Genomic DNA, 17,690 nt, shown 5'->3' with positions numbered 1-17,690 from the left:
TGATCATTTTTGATGATCGTTTGTCAGCGGGTGATTTCGAGGTTGGTCAGCACCAGCAGGGCCCGTAGTAGGCGGGTGGCGTTGGCTGCGTGCATGCGTAGGCGGGTGAGGATGCGCCAGTTTTTGAGGTCGGCGAAGCCGTGTTCGCAGGTGGCGCGTTCGCGGGCAACGAGTTGGTTGGCTTGTTTCTGGGCGTCGGTGAGCGGGTGGGCGCGGGCGGCGCGGCGGCCGATGATGATCACGGGTTCGTCGGGGTCGTCTTCCAGTCCGGTGAATCCGAGGTCGCACATCGCGCCGAGTTCGGCGTCCCGGAGTGCGGTGGTGATGTTGTTGTGGCGGGCGGTGGTGACTTCCGAGGCCCGCCCTGGTTTGGCCGCAGAGAACCACAACAGGTTGCCTTTGTGGTCGGTGAGGGCGAGAAACAGCAGGCCGTGGGCTTTGTGTTTGCCGCTGTAGTTGCGCCGGTTGTTCTTGCCGGTGCGGCGCTGGGTGCGCACCAGGGTGCCATCCAGCAGCACGACCTCACCCCCGCCGCGGGCCACTTTGCTCAGGACGCGGTCCAGGCGCGGGGCACGGGCGGCCAGCAGGTCGATGACCTCCAGCACCCAGCGGCGGATCGTCGAGGCCGACACCCTGTTGCCGCCGGCGATGTCCAGCAGCCGCTGGTCGTGACGCAGCACCGCGAGCACGATGATCGCCTGCGTACCAGGGGTCACCTTGCGCCAGCGAGAGCGGATTTTCCTGCAGTGCGTGGTGATCAGCGAGGCGAGGTAGTCGATCGTGGCCCTCGACACGGGAAGTTGGGCTTGGTACACAATGGGTTCGGTGCCCTCGGCGGGGCTGGATTGGGTTTTCACACACTCCCCAACCCCGCCGGGGGCACTCTCGTTGCAGCCAACCGGCCATGATCATCGTCACATCTTCTCCGCGACCACGGCCACCGTCAGATGATCTTGATAAATGATCATGGCCCTGGCCAGCCCGCCCACACCACGCCACCCACGACCACACCCTCTGACCAGCCAAGATCAGGATGAAAAAAGCCCATTGAAATTGCGGAAGTTGTCCACAGCCATCGGCGTGTTGTGACCCGACACGCCGATGGTCTTCAATTTCCATTGAAATCGGAGGGGTCAGCGGACGACGGAGCGGTCAGCGGACGACGGAGGGGTCAGCGGAAGTCTTCGGCGGGGTCAGTGGAAGGCGTGGCGGGGTCAGTGGAAGGCGGTGGCGTGGTCTTCTACCCATTCCCGGAAGGTTCTTGGTAGGTGGCCCGTCACCTTTTCCACCGCCGGGGACACCGGCTCCGGGTCGTGGGAGATCCGCTGCCAGTAGGCGAGGGCGCCGTCCGCGAACGACGTCGGCCAGCCGTTGTCCAGCAGTTGGCGGCGGGCTGCTTCTCGGGAGAGCTCCTCCCACCTCAGCTGGCGGCCGATGACCTCGCCTATCGTTCGCAACTGCTCGGCCTGGGTCGACACCTCCGGCCCGGTCAGGACGTACGCCGCCCCGTTGTGGCCGTCTTCGAGGAGCACCCGCACCGCGACATCTGCGATGTCCTTCTCATGGATCAGCGGCCGGGCCGCCGCGCCGTACGCATCGCGGACCACTCCTTCCGAGCGGATCGCTTCGGCCCAGCCCAGCACGTTGCTGGCGAATCCACCGGCGCGCAGGAACGTCCAGTCCACATCGGACTTCTCGATGAGCCGTTCCACCTGGGTGTGGAACACCTCGTCGTCGCCCACGCTGGTGGCCGACAGGTAGACGATGTGCCTGGCCCGCTTCGCGATCGCCTCCACGACCGGCGGCGCGAGCTCCGCCGACATCAACGGCCAGACCAGGAACACCGACCCGACGTCGTCGAGCGGGAGCGAGTCCGGGTCGGTCACGTCGCCCCGCACCACCTCCACGCCGTCCGGGGCCGCCACCTCGGTCGGGTCGCGGGTCGTCATCGCGCGAACCTGGACACCCTCCTCGACCAGCCCGGCGACGACGTGCCTCCCCACCTTGCCGGTCGCCCCCACCACGAGAACCTTGTCGCCGCTCATCGCCGCAGCTCCTTCGTTCGACTGGCACGAACGCTAAGAGTTCGATTTAACTGGAGGTCAACACCGACCGCGGCGGCTTGACCTCCAGCGCGCTGGAGGTTCGATGCTTGGGACCAGCACTGATCCCGCGGACCTCGGGAGCGAACCATGCCGGTCGAAGTCGGAATCTTCTTGCCCAGCGCGGCGGAGCCCGAGATCCGCGAGGCGGCCTACCACGCCGTGGACGCCGAGCTGGACGCCATCTGGAGCGGCGACCACCTCGCCAACGGGGTTCCGGCGCTGGACGGCATGCTGGCCCTGGCCACGGCGGCTGCCGTGACAGAGTGCATCGACATCGGCTTCGCCGTCTATCTCCCCGCGCTGCGACCACTCGTGTGCGCGGCCAAGCAGATCGCGACGCTGCAAAACCTTACCGGCGGCGACCGCCTGCACCTCGGCATCGGCGTCGGCGACCACGACAGCGGCTACGCCGCCGTGGGCCTCGACGCCGCTACGCGCGGCCGGCGCACCGACGAGTTCCTGCAGCTCCTGCCGTCGCTGCTGGCCGGCGAGCCGACCGTGCTGCCGCACGGCGCTACCGCGCAGCTCACCCCGACTGTCGCCGTGCCGCCGCTGTGGATCGGCGGCTCCGCGCCTGCCGCGCTGCGCCGCGCGGCTTGCTTCGGCGACGGCTGGATCGCCGAGATGCACAGGCCGGACGGGATCCGCACCAAGGCCGCGCGGCTGCGCGAGCTCGCCGAGGAGGGCGGTCGCCCGGCTCCGCGCCTGGGCCTCGCGATCCAGGGCAGCCTGGTCAATCGTCCGGACGCCGGTCTGCTCGACCGCTGCGCGGGGAATCTGGCAAAGCTCTTCGGGATTCCGGTCGATGTGGCCCGTGACTACGTCGTCGCGGGGACGCCCGAGCAGGTCGCGGAGCAGCTCGCCGCCTACGCCGAGGTGGGTGTCGAGAAGATAGCGTTCGCCGTGGACGGCGACTGGCACAGCTCCTGCGACCTGCTCGGCCAGGTCCGCCAGCTCCTCGATCCGGCGGAGCGACCGAGGTGCCTCAGGTCGAAGTGACGAACCGAGGCTTGGGTGCGCTATCCACCCGGCGCGTTCTTACCGATGCCGGCTAGTGGGGTGCGGGTCGCACCACGCGGCCCTGCTCCACATCGCGCAGCCCAGCCGCGCTCAATCCGGCCTGTTCGGCGACTTGGAGTTGCGTGAGACCAGCTCGTTTGCGGAATCCGCTGACCAACCGCCCCAACTTGCTCCCGGTCGCGCCCACAAGACCACCTCAATCGAAGAGCCATCGAATCATTGGTGATTAAGCGCCGCAGCGGACTGCGGAGTCCGAGACCGGCGACGGCTCGCTTTCGCGTGTCCTCACAACAGTCTCGACGAGGCGGCGCCGCATTCGTTTCCATTCCCGCGGATCTCAACCGGCGAAGTCGTGTTCGGACAGTGCTTCGCTGAGCGCGGTGACGATTTCGCCGACGGTTTCGCCACCGGTGATCAGCTCTATGCCGCTGCCCGGATTCAGGCACAGGACGTGCTGCTTCGCCGGCCAATTGGCGGCGAGGACGAGAAACGGCAACTGCGTGAAGTGCTCGACCCGCCGGGCGTGGCATGCCGTTGCTGGACCTGATCCAGGAGGGCAACGTCGGGCTGCTGCGCGCCGCCGAGAAGTACGACCACACCCCGGGTTTCCGGTTCGCCACCTACGCGACCTGGTGGATCCGCAAGGCGATCGGCCGGGCGCTGGTGGACCAGTCGCGCACCATCCGGCTGCCGGTGCATGTGACCGAGCAGCTCGCCCGGGTGGCGCGCGTGCGGCGGGACCTGGCCGCGGAGCTGGGCCGATCCCCTCGGTACGACGAGCTCGCGGAAGCGCTGAAACTCCCGTTCTGCCAGCTGCTCGAACTGCTTCTGCCAGCTGCTCGAACTGCTCTCGGTCGCGCAGGAACCGCTCAGCCTGGACCAGCCCATCGGCCCGGACTTGCAGCACGCTGGCCGATCTGCTGCCCCGCCCCGACGACCACGACGCGGCGGGAATCCAGTTGCTGTGCAACGAGATCGAGAATGTTCTCTGCAGGCTCAGCCCGCGCGAACAGCAGGTCATCCGGTTGCGGGCTCGACGACTGCCGGCAGCGCACGCTGGCGGAGATCGGCCACGAGCTCGGCGTCACCCGCGAGCGGATCCGCCAGCTGGAGCACCGCGTCCTGTGCAAGCTCCGGGAACCCGACCGAGCCGAACGCCTCCTGACCTACGTCAGCTGACGCGGTCCAGCCGCCCGCCACGACTGAAGCGAACGGCCCGTCCGCCTCACCTACCGGAGCAAACAGTCCGTTCACCCCACCCAACAACACGCACCGCCACGATGACGGAATGGAGCGAACGGCCCGTTCGTCTCGCCTACCGGGGCGTACAGGCCGTTCGCTCCAGAGCCGGTTTCGGCGGCGGGCCCGAGGCGCGCGTTGGGCGCACGCAGATCGGGATCCCGCAGGCCGGGCTACTCGCGGGCCGCCGAGGTGAAGCTCATGTCGGCGTAGCGGGTGCCCGCGACCTTCGACGAGATCGGATCCAGGAGGGCGAGGTCGGCCGCCGTGAGCGCGACGTCGACGGCGCCGAGGTTCTCGTCGAGCCTGGTGCGGCGCCGGGTGCCCGGGATCGGCACCAACGCCGGGCCGTCCTGCTGCGCGTACAGCCAGGCCAGCGCCACCTGCGCGAGCGTCGCGCCGTGCCGCTGCGCGACCTCCCGAAGCGGCTCCAGGAGTTCGGCGTTGCGGGCCGCGTTCTCCCCGGAGTACTGCGGGAACTTCCGCCGGAAGTCGCCGTCCGACAGCTTCGCGGCGTCTGCGAACGCCCCGGTCAGGAACCCGCGCCCCAGCGGCGAGTAGGGCACGAGCGCCACGCCGAGCTCCTTGGCCGCGGGCACCGCGGTGTTCTCCACGTCGCGGTTGAACACCGACCACTCGCTCTGCACCGCGGCGATCGGGTGCACGGCGTGTGCGGCCCGCAGCTCGTCGCCGGTCACCTCGGACAGCCCGAGGTGGCGCACCTTGCCCTCCGCGACCAGCTCCGCCATCGCCCCGACGGTCTCCTCGATCGGCACCGTCAGGTCACGCCGATGCATGTAGTAGAGGTCGATCACGTCGATGTTGAGCCGCCGCAGGCTCGCCTCGGCCGCCTCCCGCACGTAGGCCGCGTCACCGCGGAAGCCCCGGTAGTTCGGGTCGTCGGCCTTGCGGACCAGGCCGAACTTGGTGGCCAGCACCACCTGCTCGCGGTGCGCGTTCACGAACGGGGCGAGGAACTCCTCGTTGGCGCCCGAGCCGTAGATGTCGGCGGTGTCGAACAGGGTCACGCCCCGCTCCAGGGCGTGCTCCAGCGTGCGCCGCGCCTCGTCCTGGTCGGTCGGGCCGTAGAACTCGCTCATCCCCATGCAGCCGAGGCCCTGCGCGCCCACCACCGGGCCGGATCCCAGCTGAACCTGCCGTAACGTCATCTCGTTCCCCTTCGGATCGGCTGCCACCCATGTTCGGCCCGATCGCGGGCGCGCGGCAGGGCGCGTTTCTCCTGGGTGTGGCACACCCAGGCTGGCGTGGCAGCATCGATGGGGTGAGCAACGAGCTGGGCAGTTTCCTGAAGGCCTGCCGGGCGCGCCGCAAGCCGACCGAGGTCGGCATCCCGGCTGGGCACGGGGTGCGGCGGACGCCTGGCCTGCGGCGCGAAGAGGTCGCGGCGGTGGCCGGGATCAGCGTGGACTACTACACGCGGCTGGAGCAGGGCCGCGAGCGGCACCCGAGCGAGGCGGTGCTGGACGCGCTGGCGCGGGCGCTGCTGCTGGACGCCACCGAGCGGCAGTACGTGGGCAACCTGGCCAGGCACTCCTCGGGCAGCCGCCCGGCGCAGCCGGAGGTCGGCTCGGTCCGGCCGACGGTGCTGCGGTTGCTCGACGTGGTCGGCGAATCACCGGCCTACATCCTGAACCGCAGCAACGACGTGGTCGGGGCCAACCCGGCGGGGCTGGCCCTGCTCGCGGGTATCGACCAGTGGCCGGCGGAGCGCCGTAACACGACCCGCTACCTGTTCCTGGACCCGGCGGCCCGGACAGTGTTCGTGGGTTGGCGCGACGTGGCGCAGGATTCGGCCGCCGACCTACGCGCGACCTTCGGCGACAACCCGCAGGACCCGGGGCTCACCGCGCTCGTCGACGAGCTGACGACGAAGAGCGAGGAGTTCCCGGCGATGTGGGCGCGGCACGAGGTGCAGCCCAAGTCCACCGGGGTGAAGCGGTTCGACCACCCGGCGGTGGGCCGGATGGATCTGGACTACGAGGTGCTGGCGGTGCGCGGCGCCGACCAGCGGATCGTCATCTACCAGGCCGAACCGGGCACCCCGGACCACGATGCGATGACGCTGCTCAACCTCGTCGCCCGCCGCACCGTGCCGGACCAGGCCACCGGCTGACGCCCGGGCGGTACCGTCGGCCGGTGCTGCGACCTGACTACCCGATCTCGACCGATCGCCTGGTGCTGCGCCCCTTCACCACCGCCGACGTGGCGGACGTCTGGGCCTACCAGCGCCAACCCGAAGTTGCCCGCTACCTCAGGTGGGATCCGCGAGACCTCCAGCAGACGCAGGACGCCGTCGAGGGGATGGCCGCGGAGACCGAACTCCGCGCCGAAGGCGACTGCCTCAGCCTCGCGGTGGTCTTGCCGGCGCTCGGCGTGATCGTGGGGCAGGTCGAGCTCGTCTGGCTCAGCGAGGAGCATCGGCAGGGCGAGATCGGCTACATCTTCAACCCCGACCACCAGGGCAAGGGCCTGGCCACCGAGGCTGCCCGCACAGTCCTCCGCCTGGGCTTCGAGGAGCTCGACCTGCACCGGATCGTCGGCAGGTGCAACGCCCTGAACACCGCCTCGGCGAAGCTGATGGAACGCCTCGGTATGCGCCGCGAGGCCCACTTCATCCAGAGCTCGATCATCAAGGGTGCCTGGCGCGAGGAGTTCGTCTACGCGATCCTGCGATCCGAATGGCGGCGCCAGGACTGATCTCCCGCCTGGCTCGTGCCGACTTCCCGCGGCGGGATCTAGTGCCTGGCCGCCGACCGTCCACAGTGGTCAACCTTGGACGGTCGGCGGATCGCGCGGATCAGTCGGAGAGGGCCTGGTAGACGGTGGTGCGGAAGTCGGTGAAGTGCTGCGACGGCGCGGCGGAGGCCATCGCGCGCTGGGTGAGCAGGATGCCGATCAGGTCCTCCGCCGGATCTCCGAAGGCGGTCGTGCCGAGGCCGCCCGACCAGCGGAACTGGCCCGGCGTGGTCGACAGGTCGACGCGGTGGGTGACGACGGCTTGGCCGAACGCCCAGCCCGCGCTCTCGCCGAGGATCGGCCGCGCATCCGCCTTCTGCTGGTCGGTGAGCTGGTCGGTGCACATCAGCGCGACGGCCGGCCGGGACAGGATCCGCTCTCGCCCGTAGCGCCCACCGTCCAGCAGCATCCGGTAGAAGGCCAGGTAGTCGTCGACGGTCGAGACGAGGCCGCCACCGCCGCCGGGGAACTTCGGCAGGCTGTCCACGGGATCGTCGCGCCGGACGAGCTCGCCGCCCGGCCCGGCCTGGTAGCTCGGCGCGAGCCGGTGCAGTTGGTCGGCGGGCACGTGGAAGCCGGTGTCGCGCATGCCGAGCGGCTCGAAGATCCGCTCCCGCAGGAAGTCCGGCAACGATTTCCCGGAGGCCCGGGCGATCAGCACGCCCAGCACGTCGGATCCGGTGTGGTAGAGCCACTGCTCGCCCGGCTGGTAGGCCAGCGGTAGTTCGCCGAGGCGGCGCATCCACTCGTCGATCGACAGGTCGACGACGTCCAGTCCTGGTGCCAGACCGGCCTCCGACAGCGCCCGGAAGATCGGTGGGTTGCCCAGGACGACGCCCAAGCCAAACTGGAAGGTCAGCAGGTCGCGCAGGGTGATCGGCCGGTTCGCGAGCACCGTCTCGTCGAGCGGCCCGTCGGGCCGGGCCAGCACCCGGCGGTCGGCCAACTCGGGCAGCAGCTCGTCGACCGGGTCGTCCAGCCGCAGCACGCACTCTTCCACCAGGATCAATGCCGCCGCCGCGGTGATCGGCTTGGTGTTCGAGGCGATTCGGAAGATCGTGTCCCGGCGCATCGGCTCGGTCCCGCCGACCGCCTGCGTGCCGAACGCCTCGATGTGCGTCTCGCCGCCTCGGCTCACCGCGGCCACCGCGCCCGGCAGCTCGCCCCGGGCCACGTAGCCGTTCATCACCTCGTGCAAACGCGCCAAGCGCTGCTTCGCGAAACCCATGGTCCCTCCTACAACTCCGCCGGTCAGCTGCCGTGAGCGGTCCTGTTGGTGCAGAGGCTGTTTGGGAGCTCGTGCTGCCTGGCGGTTCCGGCGGCAGCCCCATCGGGAGCGGTCTGGTGCCGCCTCGCCAAGCGGTGTGAAGCGAACGGCCTGTACACCTCACTAGACGGCACGAACGGTCCGTTCGCTCCATTCACCTGTCGCAAACCCCGGGCTACTGGTGTGAAGCGAACGGCCTGTTCACCTCACTAGTGTCCTGCGCCGGAGATTCGTTGACAATATGATCGGAGTGACTCCAAGATCTCGTCAGCGCTCTTCGTCCAGATGAACGGCCGGGGATCGTTGTTCCACTCGTCGATCCAGTTGCGGATATCGGCCTCGAGTGCCTGGACGCTGGTGTGCACGCCGCGTTGCAGGAGTTTGGTGGTCAATTCGCCGAACCAGCGTTCGACCTGGTTGATCCAGGACGATCCGGTCGGGATGAAGTGGATTTGGAATCGGGGATGCTTCGCTAGCCATTTCTGGATGATCTCGGTTTTGTGGGTGGCGTAGTTGTCACAAATGACATGGACGCCTAACTCCGCCGGTACGGTTTTGTCGATCTTGGTGAGAAATTTGCGGAACTCGACCGAGCGGTGCCGGCGGTGCAGCGAGGAGATGACCTTGCCGGTGGCGATGTCGAAGGCGGCGAACAGGCTGGTGACGCCGTGACGGACGTAGTCGTGGGTGCGCCGCTCGGGCATGCCGGGCATCATCGGCAACACCGGCTGGGACCTCTCCAGCGCTTGCACCTGGGATTTCTCATCGGTGCACAGAACCACTGCGTTCTCGGGCGGGTTCATATACAGGCCGACGACGTTACGGACCTTCTCGATGAACTGCGGATCGGTAGAGAGCTTGAATGTGTCGGCCAAGTGGGGTTTAAGGTTGAACGCTTCCCAGATCCGCCCCACGGTCGATTTACTCAGCCCGGAACGCTTCGCCATCGATGCACGCGACCAATGCGTCGCGTTGTTCGGTTTCTCTTCCAACGTCGAGACGACCACCTTCTCCACCTGTTCGTCGGTGATCTTCCGCGGCGCGCCTGGGCGATCCTCGTCGGCCAACCCCTCCAGTCGTCGCTGGACAAACCGCGACCGCCACTTGCCCACCGTCGGCCGCGCCACCCGCAACTGCTCGGCGACATCCACATTGGACAAACCATCGGCGCATGCCAGCACAATCCGACACCGCAACGCCAAAGCCTGCGAACTCTTCGCCCGCCGAGCCCAACGCTGCAACGTCGAACGCTCATCGTCGGTCAGCACCAACTCAGCCTTCGGCCGCCCAGTCCTCGCCATTCCCGCAGTATAGCCTATTTAGACCATGAATTTCCGGTGCAGGACACTAGGAGCCTGTTGCAAAATTACGCCCACCACGGACCGTGATCGATCGATCACGGCTGAGATGGCCACTGGCGGGCAAACGGCGGCGATCGAGACTGATTTGGTACTTCGGTTCAGCCGTTCTCGCCGAAAACGCAACAGGCTCCTAGACGGCACGAACGGTCCGTTCGCCTCACACCAGCACATTCCAAAACGGCCTCTATCGCGCCAAAAGTACGCGCGGGCACCGACAAAGCGCGAGCGCCCACTTGCGGGCGACGCCCCGGCGACCGGCTTCCCGGTGTGCGATGTTGGGAACCGAGCTTGATCGACCGAGGAGGCGGCGATGGTTCGACGCATCCCCGCTGGCTGGCCCGCGCCCCGATCCCGCTGTACCGGCGCGGCCTGGGTTGGCTGCTCGGCATCCGGATCATGATGCTGGAACACCGGGGGCGGCGCAGCGGGCAACTCCGGTACGCGGTGCTCGAAGTGCTCGGCCGGGAGCCGGGCGCGCTGGTCCTGGTCCCGGCGCGGTCGGCAGCGATCGCCCCATCATGCAGCTCTCACCAACACCGGACCTCGGAAGCAATGCCCGAAGGTTCCCGTTCAATGGTACGGGAAGCCTGATTCTCCACGGAGGACACTTGTCCCAGGCCTTGCGAGGTAACGGCATTTTGACTGCCATGAGCTCCACTGGTGGCGAGCCGCCGCGGTGGCGGCCACCGCCACCGCGGCTGCTGACCGGCGCAGCCCACCCGGTACTCACTCGGCGCCCCATCCGACAACTCATCCGACACGGTCGAGCAGCGCGCCTTCGAATCGGCCGCCGCCGAGTTCGGCATCCCGGCCCCACTGCTGATGGCCACCTCGTTCCGGCTCACCAGGCGGGAAGACCACGAGGGCGAGCAGAGCGTGCGGGCGGCTACGGCCCAATGCACCTGATCGAGATCGATCCGGAGGAGCTGCGCAGCGAGAACCCGAAGCTGCAGATGCTCGCGGACCACCCGACCCTGCACACCCCTGGAGGAAGCCGCGGAGCTGGTGGACGCCCCGACCGAGCAGGTGAAGCGCGACATCGAGCAGAACATCCGGGCTGGCGCCGCGCTGCTCGCCGAACGCGCCAAGAAGCTCGGCGACGGGCAGCTGCCGAACACGATCGGCGGCGGGTACCCAGCGATCGCGGAGCTGCGCGGCAGCCCGCAGGCCAGCGGCGCGCAGGACTTCGCCGACAGCGTCTACGACGTGCTCGGCCAGGGCCGCGCCCGCACCACCTCCACCGGCCAGCGGGTGAAGCCGCTGCAGTACAAGGTCCCGGCCGGGCAGGTGTACGCGGCCGGCGAAAACGCGTCCACAAGGCGCATCATCGCCTGCTTCCTCGCCATGGCACCAAATCAAAGCGTGATCAAGCGACACCTCACCGAAGACATGACCAATGACGCAACTCATCGGACTCAAGAGGCCATGACGGCCCAAAACGCACGAGACCTGACCTGCAGGAAAGCAGCGACTCTCGCGGCAATCCGCCCCTCCCGCGACATACTGGCGGGATGAGCGAGCGGACCCTGGGACTGATCGGATCGGCGGCCGGTGGCGTGGAGGAGATCCGCCCGGCGCTGATCGAACCCGCGATCGCCCGGGGCTGGCGGGTCGCCGCGACGCTGACTCCGACGGCGGGCTGGTGGCTGCGGGAGTTCGGCGAGACCGAGCGGATCGAGCAGGTGACCGGCCTGCCGTGCCGCGTCGAGTCCCGCTTGCCCGGCGACGGCCGCCCGCACCCACCGATCGACTGCTACCTGGCATGTCCGGCGACCGCCAACACTGTCGTCAAGCTCGCCCTCGGCATCGCCGACAACCAGGCCCTGACCACGCTCGGCGAGGCGATCGGAACCCCGGAGATCCCGGTGGTGATTTTCCCGAAGATCAACATCGCCCAGGTCCGCCACCCGGCGTGGAAGTCCCACACCGAAACCCTGCGCGAAGCCGGGGTGGAACTCCTGACCGGCGACGACTACTGGCCCCTGCATGATCCCAGGAAGAAGCAGAAGATCCCCTGGCTCCAGATCCTCGACGCGGCAGAATCCGCGGTTGCCCGGCGAATCTGACTGCGCTCGAACCTCCCGTCGCGCGCCAGGCTGCCGTACTGCGATCGAGGAAGATCTTCGGGACGGCTGTTGCGCAAGCTGATGCGCCGAAAGCACTCCAGGCCGACTACACGTGGTTCCTGGCGGCGCGCGAATGGCCTGTGCTGGTGTCAGCCCTCGGCGTGCTGCTCGGCGCGATCACGATCCTGCCCAGCGCCGTGGGCATCGTGCTGTCGATGATCGCCCTGGTGGTCGCCCTGGTGATCGGCACCGTCACCGTCGTCCGGGATCTGCGGCACCTGTGCAAGCGGCGGTCCACCTACGAGTTCTCGCTGATCGCCGCCCCCGTTCCAGCACCAGGAGATCCCCGCTCCGGCCGCCTACCCCGGCGCTGGGTACAGCTCCCAACCGCGGGACCGCGCTGCTCAGCAATGACATCGACCGGGCCGAGCGCGACAGGACCTTCGCTGTGCGGCTGGCCGACGAACCGTACCGGCTGCCACCGGCCCTGCACGCCATCGCTGCGCACGTGCTTCCCGTGCGCGCCCGGGGCCGGCTGCTGTTCAACGGTCCGGTGGTGGGCTGCGCTCCGATCCGCTGCCCGGCATCGGCAACGCCGAAATCCGCTCGTACCGCACCGGTTCTTCGACTTCCAGTGCTCCAACGAGCTGTGCGCGATGCGGATCACGAGACGGGCGAGGACTTCGACCCGCGCCGACGGCTCCTGACCGACGCTTCCGGCCGGGTCCGCACCCTGGCGGCAGCGACCTTGCCGACGTCGTGGGGATCTCCACGCTGGCGATCACGACCGACGGCGGGCCGCTCCTGGTGCGCCAGTCCGACCACAACGCGTCCAGCCCGCCGCTGCTGGCGCCTTCCCGCAGCGGCTCGCTGGAGCCGCACGACCTCGTCGAATCCGGCGGTGGAGCGCGCAGCACGATGCACGACGCCGTGCGGGCGGGCATGGAACGCGAGCTCTGCGAGGAGACGGGCCTGAGCCCGGATTCCGTCGCAGGCACGGCCCTGACGGGGGTCGCGCGCTGGATGGAGCGCAGCGCCAAACCGGAGTTCTCCGGCGTGACCAAGCTGTCGGTGTCGAGCGACGAAGCCCGGAACACTGCATCACGAGGCGTGGAACGGCTGTACAGCTCCGACGTCACCGCGCGGGAAATCGACTTCGCCGCGGTGGGCGGCGAACTTCGCGGCGGAGCCGACGTCTCAACGCCCCCAGCCTTCCGGACCTGGTGCGCGACGTCGGCTCGCTCCCGCTCCTGCTCGCCATCCGCGCCGCAGCGCTGAGCGAATCGCCTGCGACCTGACGGCGCGGTCAGGACTCGTGCTCGGCGATGGCCGGGAACGCTTGTCGCACCTCGTCGAACAGCACGCCATGAAGTCCGTAGCCGAACGCGACCGCGCCCGCCCACAGCGCGCCGACGGTAGCGCACAGCGGATCCTCTTCACGGGCCGAGAACAGCGCGGGAAACGCCATCGCTTGCTGCAGGTAGTTGTCGTGCCTGCCGTCCAGCGAAGTCGTCGTCGTCCGTGGGACTCGCTCGTCGGACAGCAGCCGATCCCAGGCCTTCCTGTCGTCGTCGAAGGGCTCGGGCAGCGGCTCACCCCGGTCCATCGCTTCCAGTGCGGGTGCGATCCACCCGACGTCGTCGAGTTGGGCTTCCACGAACACCCGCCGGGTCACCCAGCGGGCGATCTCCCGCTGGGCCGCCGGACCCACCTCGGCGAGAGCGTCGACGAGGGGCCGGTCGAGCCTCGCGACGCTCTTCGCGCTGCCGCCCAACTGCCGCAGGCGTTCACCGGGCAGGCGCCCGCCCCACTCCCGCTCCTCGTACCTGAGGCGCGCCTGCTCGCGCTCCCTTTCTCGTTCGAGGGCCGCACGTCGCTCGACCTCCGCCTTCTCCTCCGGTGTCGGCGGCGGCGGTTGCTCGCGGGCGAACCCGTGCCAGTAGTCGGCGGCAGCGCTGGTCTGCTTGAGCACCCGGTCCGGCCCCGGCGGGGCCGGCCAGAACTGGAGGAGGTAGCGGTCGACCTGCGTTTCCTCTTCCATCCTGGTGTCCAGTTCGCGCGCTTCGTCCATCCGGATCGCGCAGTACCTGACCCGGTAGTCGATCTCGCGCAGGTCGAGCGGCCAGAACCCCTCCCCGCCCCAACCGACGAGCGCGGTATCGCCCTCGGGGTGGAAGGAGACCTCGACGATTTCCTCCCAAGTGCCGTCCAGCGGCGGGGCCTGGTCGTGGAGCTCCACGGTGAAGCCGACCTTGCCGGTGTGCAGGCCGGTGATCAGGTAGAGGGTGCCCGGCGACGCTGCACCGCACAGTCCGTTGTCCTGCCCGCCGAAGCATTCGAAGAGCCCGCCGAAGTCCTGCTCGCCCTGGACGTAGATCTGCCCGTAGTGGACCCACACCTCGTCATCCACCAGCGTTCGCACGCCAGCCCCTTCACTCGATGCCATGGAGCTGATGATCGCGAGAACCTCCGACAGCCGGGTCTCCACCGGTACGTGCCGGCCGGAACGCGACGACTCCCGGGTGCGGGCCCGTGATGCGCGACAGATCGGCCTCGGATGACGAGTGGCGCTGCCCAGCTCAGACCTGGGCAAGTCCTCCGTCGACGAAGAACTCGGCACCGGTGGTGAAGCTGCTGGCATCAGTTGCCAGGACGAGCACGGCTGCGGCTACCTCGTCCGGGTCTCCCAACCGGCCGAGGGGCATGCTGGCCAGCAGAGCATCCCTGAAGTCAGTCCCCTGGGCCGGATCACTCACGATGCCGGAGAACAAAGGGGTCTCGACCGGACCTGGGCTGACCGCATTGACCCGGATGCGGCGCCCCGCCAGCTCCACCGCCCAGGTACGCGCGAAGTTGCGGACGGCGGCCTTGGCGGCGCTGTAGACGCTCGACGCCTCGACGCCCTTGGACGCGGCGATGGACGACGTCAGGATGACCGACGCGCGATCCGACAGCAGCGGCAGCGCCTTCTGCACCGTGAACAGCAGCCCCCGGACGTTGATGCCGAAGACGCGGTCGAAATGGTCCTCGCTGACGTCTTCCAGCCGCGCGAGCTCGGCCACACCCGCGTTCGCGAACAGCACGTCGATGCGGCCGCTGTGGTCCCCGACCCGGGCGTAGAGACGGTCGAGATCCTCGAGCGAGGACACGTCGCTGCGCACGGCGATGGCTTGCCCGCGGGCGTTCTGCTCGTTGATCGCCTTCACCGCGGTGTCCAACTCGGCCTGACGTCGACCGGTGACGAACACGGTCGCCCCCTCCAATGCGAAACGCCTAGCGGTCGCCGCCCCAATTCCCGCGGAACCGCCGGTGACCACGGCGACCTTCCCTTCGAGTTGCCCCATGAGACATCCCTCCCCCGCCTATGCTCCCCGTGCCCGAGCCCCGGTCACATGGCCCTTCGCCCTCAGAGCCCATGCGGCCGATGATCGCGAGAACCCGGACAGCGCTGCGGGACCTACCAGCCCCGGGATCCGGAAGGCGCTCCCAGGCACCACGCATTTGCGAAGATCACCGTGCTGGTGCACCGCATCGAAGCGACTTGACCTGGGGTTCGGTGCTCCGGATCACCTGAACGGGGCGGTCTGGGGGAAGGCCTGGAGGACCGCCCAGGCGAGCCCGGACGCGATTGCTCCGATTCCGGCGAGCTGTCCCGGAGTTCGCACGCGTCGGTTCTCGCCCGAGTCCTTCCGCTTCGCTCGTACCGATTGGGAGATCAGCCCGACAACGAGCCCGATGACCGCCCCTGCCGCCACGACGAGCAACGTCGTCACCACAGCTGGCATGGCGTTCCACCTCCTGCGGCGCACACTGGGCCCCCTCCGCCGGGCCGCGCCAGGGGCGAACGTCCCCGGGAACACTGCTCGGCGCGCTCGGTTCCGCACACCTACCCAGAGGTGACTTTCGGCTCTGTTGGGCGGTGCCAGGCCGAGTGTGCTTGAGTAAAGGACTTCGTGAGGAGGTAGTGGCGGCGGATGACCGTCGCCCGCCCATCGCCAAATGGTTACTTGCAGCGAGCGACGTGATTCCCTGTTCAGCAACCGAATCCCGCGATGGGAGGTGTGCCGATGCCAAGCGAAGGGGAGCTGCTCAGCCAGGCCTTGCAGAACTCGATCAACCAAGCGCAGCACAGTTTGGAATTTTTCAACAATTGCAAAAATTCCTTCCTCTCGAAAATGTCGGCTGGAAACCACCTTCCCACCGATATCTACGACCCCGAAGGCCCGATAACGTACCAATGGGAGGCGAACTGGCTCGGGAGAGCCGCTTCGGATGCGCAGCAAGACCTGGATCAGCTCAAGGCATTGCAGTCCAAGCCCTACACCTCTTGGAGTGCTCGAACCGACGAGCTGCGCGACTGGTACCTCAGAGCAACCAATACATCCAATCCGTACACCGACACCGAGTCGTACCAGGATTACTGGAAAGAGCTGCAACGCAGCGCGGCGGAGGACACGGATTTACTCGCCAAGATGCGAAGCGACCCGAACTGGGTGAAGGACCCCTACAGGGACCCCGTTGCGCAACGACCACTCCGAATCCCCAGTCCGAGGCCCGCTGACATCGGTGACTCGACAGTGCCGCCAACTCTCCCATCACCGGACAGGCTGAAGGCAGGCGCCGCCGCTGCAGAGGTGGCCGCCGCCGAAGAACCCGCCGCGCCGGGTGCAGCGGATGACCTCAAGAGCGTCGCCGCGACCGACGTCGCCGGCTTGACGCCTGAGGTCGGGGCATTGGAGACGACCGCCATCGAGTCGAGTCAGAGCGTCGCATCCGAGGCAGGGCTTGTCGGAGGCATGGTGGCGACCCTCGAAGTTACCTGCGGTAACGCCATTTCCTGGACCATGGGGTTCATCGGGGCGGCCATCAGAGGTGTGGCAACCGCCCTGGGTTGGCTGGCCGGTTTGATCGGCGGCTGGGACGTCCTGATCACGATCCTGCTGGCAGGCGCCACCGCCACATTCGTCTCCCACGTGTGGGATTACCTGAACGCTCCCACCATCCCGCCGCCAACACCTCCGGCGGTGCAAGCCCCTCCGGTACCCGGCCCGGCGCAAGGCGACAACGGGAACCAAAACCCGGCGAATAACGGAGCCGACAACTCGAACCAAAACTCCAACAGCGGGAACAGCGGCCCAGAACCCAACACATCCAACAACCGCAACAACAGGGGGAGCCCAGAACCGAACAGCGACGCCAACTCGAACGTCGGGAGCGCAGAAACGAACGGCAGCAACAACTCGAACACCGGGAACCAAAACCCGAACAGCTACGACAACTCGAACACCGGGAACCAAAACCCGCCGAACAACGGAGCCGACAACTCAAACCAAAACTCCAACAGCGGGAACAGCGGCCCAGAACCCAACACTCCCAGCAACAGCAACAGCAACAGCAACAGCAACAGCAACAGCAACAGCAACAGCAACAGCAACAGCAACGAGAACGGGAATCAAAACCCGAACAGCAACGGGAATCAGAACCCGAGCAGCAACGGCCAGCAGGGAGGCCAGGGCGGATCGTGCTCACCCTGTGGGGGCAATAGCGACGAGAGTGGCAACACCGGGCAAAGCAGCGGAGGCCAAAGCAACAACGGCGGCAGCGGCGGCAGCGGCGGAGCTGGCGGCTACGGTTCCGCCTTCCACATCAACATTGCCAACTGCTGCTGAGATCTGCCACCCTCGCGGGCCGGCAACGCATGATCCCGCTCCCCTGGTCCATGAACTGCTCGTGCCTTCCGGTCTTGTTCGGGTACGCGACCGGAATGGAGCGGGGGTTGATCTCGAACTGAATCAGCCCCCACTTGTTCGCCAGCGGTTTGCCGGCAGGATTCGCGGACACCCGCTTTAGGTTGTTTCCGGTGGGCTTGAGCTCG

The 17,690-nt window shown here is 67.9% G+C and carries 20 protein-coding genes; 10 read left to right on the top strand and 10 right to left on the bottom strand.

Annotation, left to right across the window (positions count from 1 at the left end; translation table 11 throughout):
• Positions 1-23: 23 nt before the first annotated feature.
• Positions 24-857, bottom strand: a complete 834-nt coding sequence (locus DL519_RS32240) for a transposase family protein (protein ID WP_190818447.1) — start codon at positions 855-857, stop codon at positions 24-26.
• A 357-nt stretch (positions 858-1,214) separates the two neighbouring features.
• Complete coding sequence (locus tag DL519_RS32235; protein ID WP_190820417.1) at positions 1,215-2,045, bottom strand: NAD(P)H-binding protein; 831 nt, start codon at positions 2,043-2,045, stop codon at positions 1,215-1,217.
• Between the two features lie 147 nt (positions 2,046-2,192).
• On the opposite strand from DL519_RS32235, the gene DL519_RS32230 reads away from it, so the two are divergent.
• Complete coding sequence (locus tag DL519_RS32230; RefSeq protein ID WP_190820415.1) at positions 2,193-3,104, top strand: LLM class flavin-dependent oxidoreductase; 912 nt, start codon at positions 2,193-2,195, stop codon at positions 3,102-3,104.
• 52 nt (positions 3,105-3,156) lie between these two features.
• Here DL519_RS32230 and DL519_RS50465 read toward each other — a convergent pair whose 3' ends face one another.
• Together DL519_RS50465 and DL519_RS32220 are read right to left on the bottom strand one after the other, a co-directional pair.
• The gene (locus DL519_RS50465; protein ID WP_190820413.1) at positions 3,157-3,312 is read right to left on the bottom strand and encodes a helix-turn-helix domain-containing protein; all 156 of its coding nucleotides are present in this window, start codon (positions 3,310-3,312) and stop codon (positions 3,157-3,159) included.
• A 150-nt stretch (positions 3,313-3,462) separates the two neighbouring features.
• A complete protein-coding gene (locus tag DL519_RS32220) occupies positions 3,463-3,621 on the bottom strand; it encodes a hypothetical protein (protein WP_190820411.1) in 159 nt (52 codons plus the stop codon).
• A 32-nt stretch (positions 3,622-3,653) separates the two neighbouring features.
• Between DL519_RS32220 and DL519_RS32215 the strand changes: the two genes are divergently transcribed.
• Entirely contained in the window at positions 3,654-4,304 is a 651-nt protein-coding gene (locus DL519_RS32215; protein WP_190820409.1) for a sigma-70 family RNA polymerase sigma factor, read from the top strand.
• A 233-nt stretch (positions 4,305-4,537) separates the two neighbouring features.
• Here DL519_RS32215 and DL519_RS32210 read toward each other — a convergent pair whose 3' ends face one another.
• Entirely contained in the window at positions 4,538-5,533 is a 996-nt protein-coding gene (locus DL519_RS32210) for an aldo/keto reductase (protein ID WP_190820408.1), read from the bottom strand.
• A 113-nt stretch (positions 5,534-5,646) separates the two neighbouring features.
• On the opposite strand from DL519_RS32210, the gene DL519_RS32205 reads away from it, so the two are divergent.
• Positions 5,647-6,498 carry a helix-turn-helix transcriptional regulator gene (locus DL519_RS32205; protein WP_223839829.1) on the top strand — a complete coding sequence of 284 codons (852 nt, stop codon included), beginning with the start codon at positions 5,647-5,649 and terminating at the stop codon, positions 6,496-6,498.
• Positions 6,499-6,521: 23 nt separating this feature from the next.
• Positions 6,522-7,082 carry a GNAT family N-acetyltransferase gene (locus tag DL519_RS32200; protein WP_190820404.1) on the top strand — a complete coding sequence of 187 codons (561 nt, stop codon included), beginning with the start codon at positions 6,522-6,524 and terminating at the stop codon, positions 7,080-7,082.
• A 100-nt stretch (positions 7,083-7,182) separates the two neighbouring features.
• On the opposite strand, the gene DL519_RS32195 is transcribed toward DL519_RS32200, so the two are convergent.
• The gene (locus DL519_RS32195) at positions 7,183-8,349 is read right to left on the bottom strand and encodes a serine hydrolase domain-containing protein (RefSeq protein ID WP_190820402.1); all 1,167 of its coding nucleotides are present in this window, start codon (positions 8,347-8,349) and stop codon (positions 7,183-7,185) included.
• A gap of 248 nt (positions 8,350-8,597) precedes the next feature.
• Entirely contained in the window at positions 8,598-9,689 is a 1,092-nt protein-coding gene (locus tag DL519_RS32190) for an IS630 family transposase (protein ID WP_190820400.1), read from the bottom strand.
• Positions 9,690-10,037: 348 nt separating this feature from the next.
• Between DL519_RS32190 and DL519_RS32185 the strand changes: the two genes are divergently transcribed.
• From DL519_RS32185 to DL519_RS47520, 5 genes are all read left to right on the top strand, one after another.
• On the top strand, positions 10,038-10,340 hold the full coding sequence (locus tag DL519_RS32185) for a PNPOx family protein (protein WP_190820398.1): 303 nt from the start codon (positions 10,038-10,040) through the stop codon (positions 10,338-10,340).
• A 414-nt stretch (positions 10,341-10,754) separates the two neighbouring features.
• Positions 10,755-11,264, top strand: a complete 510-nt coding sequence (locus tag DL519_RS32180) for a hypothetical protein (RefSeq protein WP_190820395.1) — start codon at positions 10,755-10,757, stop codon at positions 11,262-11,264.
• Positions 11,261-11,815, top strand: a complete 555-nt coding sequence (locus DL519_RS32175) for a flavoprotein (protein ID WP_190820393.1) — start codon at positions 11,261-11,263, stop codon at positions 11,813-11,815. The genes DL519_RS32180 and DL519_RS32175 overlap by 4 nt, the downstream gene beginning before the upstream one ends.
• Before the next feature lie 140 nt (positions 11,816-11,955).
• Positions 11,956-12,522, top strand: a complete 567-nt coding sequence (locus DL519_RS47525; RefSeq protein ID WP_223839827.1) for a hypothetical protein — start codon at positions 11,956-11,958, stop codon at positions 12,520-12,522.
• 52 nt (positions 12,523-12,574) lie between these two features.
• On the top strand, positions 12,575-13,093 hold the full coding sequence (locus DL519_RS47520) for an NUDIX hydrolase (protein WP_223839825.1): 519 nt from the start codon (positions 12,575-12,577) through the stop codon (positions 13,091-13,093).
• A 28-nt stretch (positions 13,094-13,121) separates the two neighbouring features.
• Here DL519_RS47520 and DL519_RS32165 read toward each other — a convergent pair whose 3' ends face one another.
• The 3 genes from DL519_RS32165 to DL519_RS32155 form a co-directional block, all read right to left on the bottom strand.
• Positions 13,122-14,237 (bottom strand): hypothetical protein, encoded by a 1,116-nt coding sequence (locus tag DL519_RS32165; protein WP_190820391.1) that lies wholly within the window; start codon positions 14,235-14,237, stop codon positions 13,122-13,124.
• 157 nt (positions 14,238-14,394) lie between these two features.
• A complete protein-coding gene (locus DL519_RS32160) occupies positions 14,395-15,159 on the bottom strand; it encodes an SDR family NAD(P)-dependent oxidoreductase (protein WP_190820389.1) in 765 nt (254 codons plus the stop codon).
• A 222-nt stretch (positions 15,160-15,381) separates the two neighbouring features.
• Positions 15,382-15,600 (bottom strand): hypothetical protein, encoded by a 219-nt coding sequence (locus tag DL519_RS32155; protein WP_190820387.1) that lies wholly within the window; start codon positions 15,598-15,600, stop codon positions 15,382-15,384.
• 282 nt (positions 15,601-15,882) lie between these two features.
• Between DL519_RS32155 and DL519_RS32150 the strand changes: the two genes are divergently transcribed.
• Entirely contained in the window at positions 15,883-17,484 is a 1,602-nt protein-coding gene (locus tag DL519_RS32150) for a hypothetical protein (protein ID WP_190820385.1), read from the top strand.
• Positions 17,485-17,690: the final 206 nt, after the last annotated feature.

Source organism: Saccharopolyspora pogona (assembly GCF_014697215.1).
In the GTDB taxonomy this organism is placed as follows: domain Bacteria; phylum Actinomycetota; class Actinomycetes; order Mycobacteriales; family Pseudonocardiaceae; genus Saccharopolyspora; species Saccharopolyspora hattusasensis.
Note: the sequence above shows the minus strand (reverse complement) of the source record. Positions and strands in the feature narration are given on the sequence as shown.

What these genes read in the sequence shown, in the direction of transcription:
- DL519_RS32215 (WP_190820409.1), top strand. Translation starts at nt 3,654, where the DNA reads ATGCCGTTGCTGGACCTGATCCAGGAGGGCAACGTCGGGCTGCTGCGC.
- DL519_RS32155 (WP_190820387.1), bottom strand. Translation starts at nt 15,600, where the DNA reads ATGCCAGCTGTGGTGACGACGTTGCTCGTCGTGGCGGCAGGGGCGGTC.
- DL519_RS32235 (WP_190820417.1), bottom strand. Translation starts at nt 2,045, where the DNA reads ATGAGCGGCGACAAGGTTCTCGTGGTGGGGGCGACCGGCAAGGTGGGG.
- DL519_RS32210 (WP_190820408.1), bottom strand. Translation starts at nt 5,533, where the DNA reads ATGACGTTACGGCAGGTTCAGCTGGGATCCGGCCCGGTGGTGGGCGCG.
- DL519_RS32150 (WP_190820385.1), top strand. Translation starts at nt 15,883, where the DNA reads ATGCCAAGCGAAGGGGAGCTGCTCAGCCAGGCCTTGCAGAACTCGATC.
- DL519_RS32175 (WP_190820393.1), top strand. Translation starts at nt 11,261, where the DNA reads ATGAGCGAGCGGACCCTGGGACTGATCGGATCGGCGGCCGGTGGCGTG.
- DL519_RS32195 (WP_190820402.1), bottom strand. Translation starts at nt 8,349, where the DNA reads ATGGGTTTCGCGAAGCAGCGCTTGGCGCGTTTGCACGAGGTGATGAAC.
- DL519_RS32160 (WP_190820389.1), bottom strand. Translation starts at nt 15,159, where the DNA reads ATGGGGCAACTCGAAGGGAAGGTCGCCGTGGTCACCGGCGGTTCCGCG.
- DL519_RS32190 (WP_190820400.1), bottom strand. Translation starts at nt 9,689, where the DNA reads ATGGCGAGGACTGGGCGGCCGAAGGCTGAGTTGGTGCTGACCGACGAT.
- DL519_RS32230 (WP_190820415.1), top strand. Translation starts at nt 2,193, where the DNA reads ATGCCGGTCGAAGTCGGAATCTTCTTGCCCAGCGCGGCGGAGCCCGAG.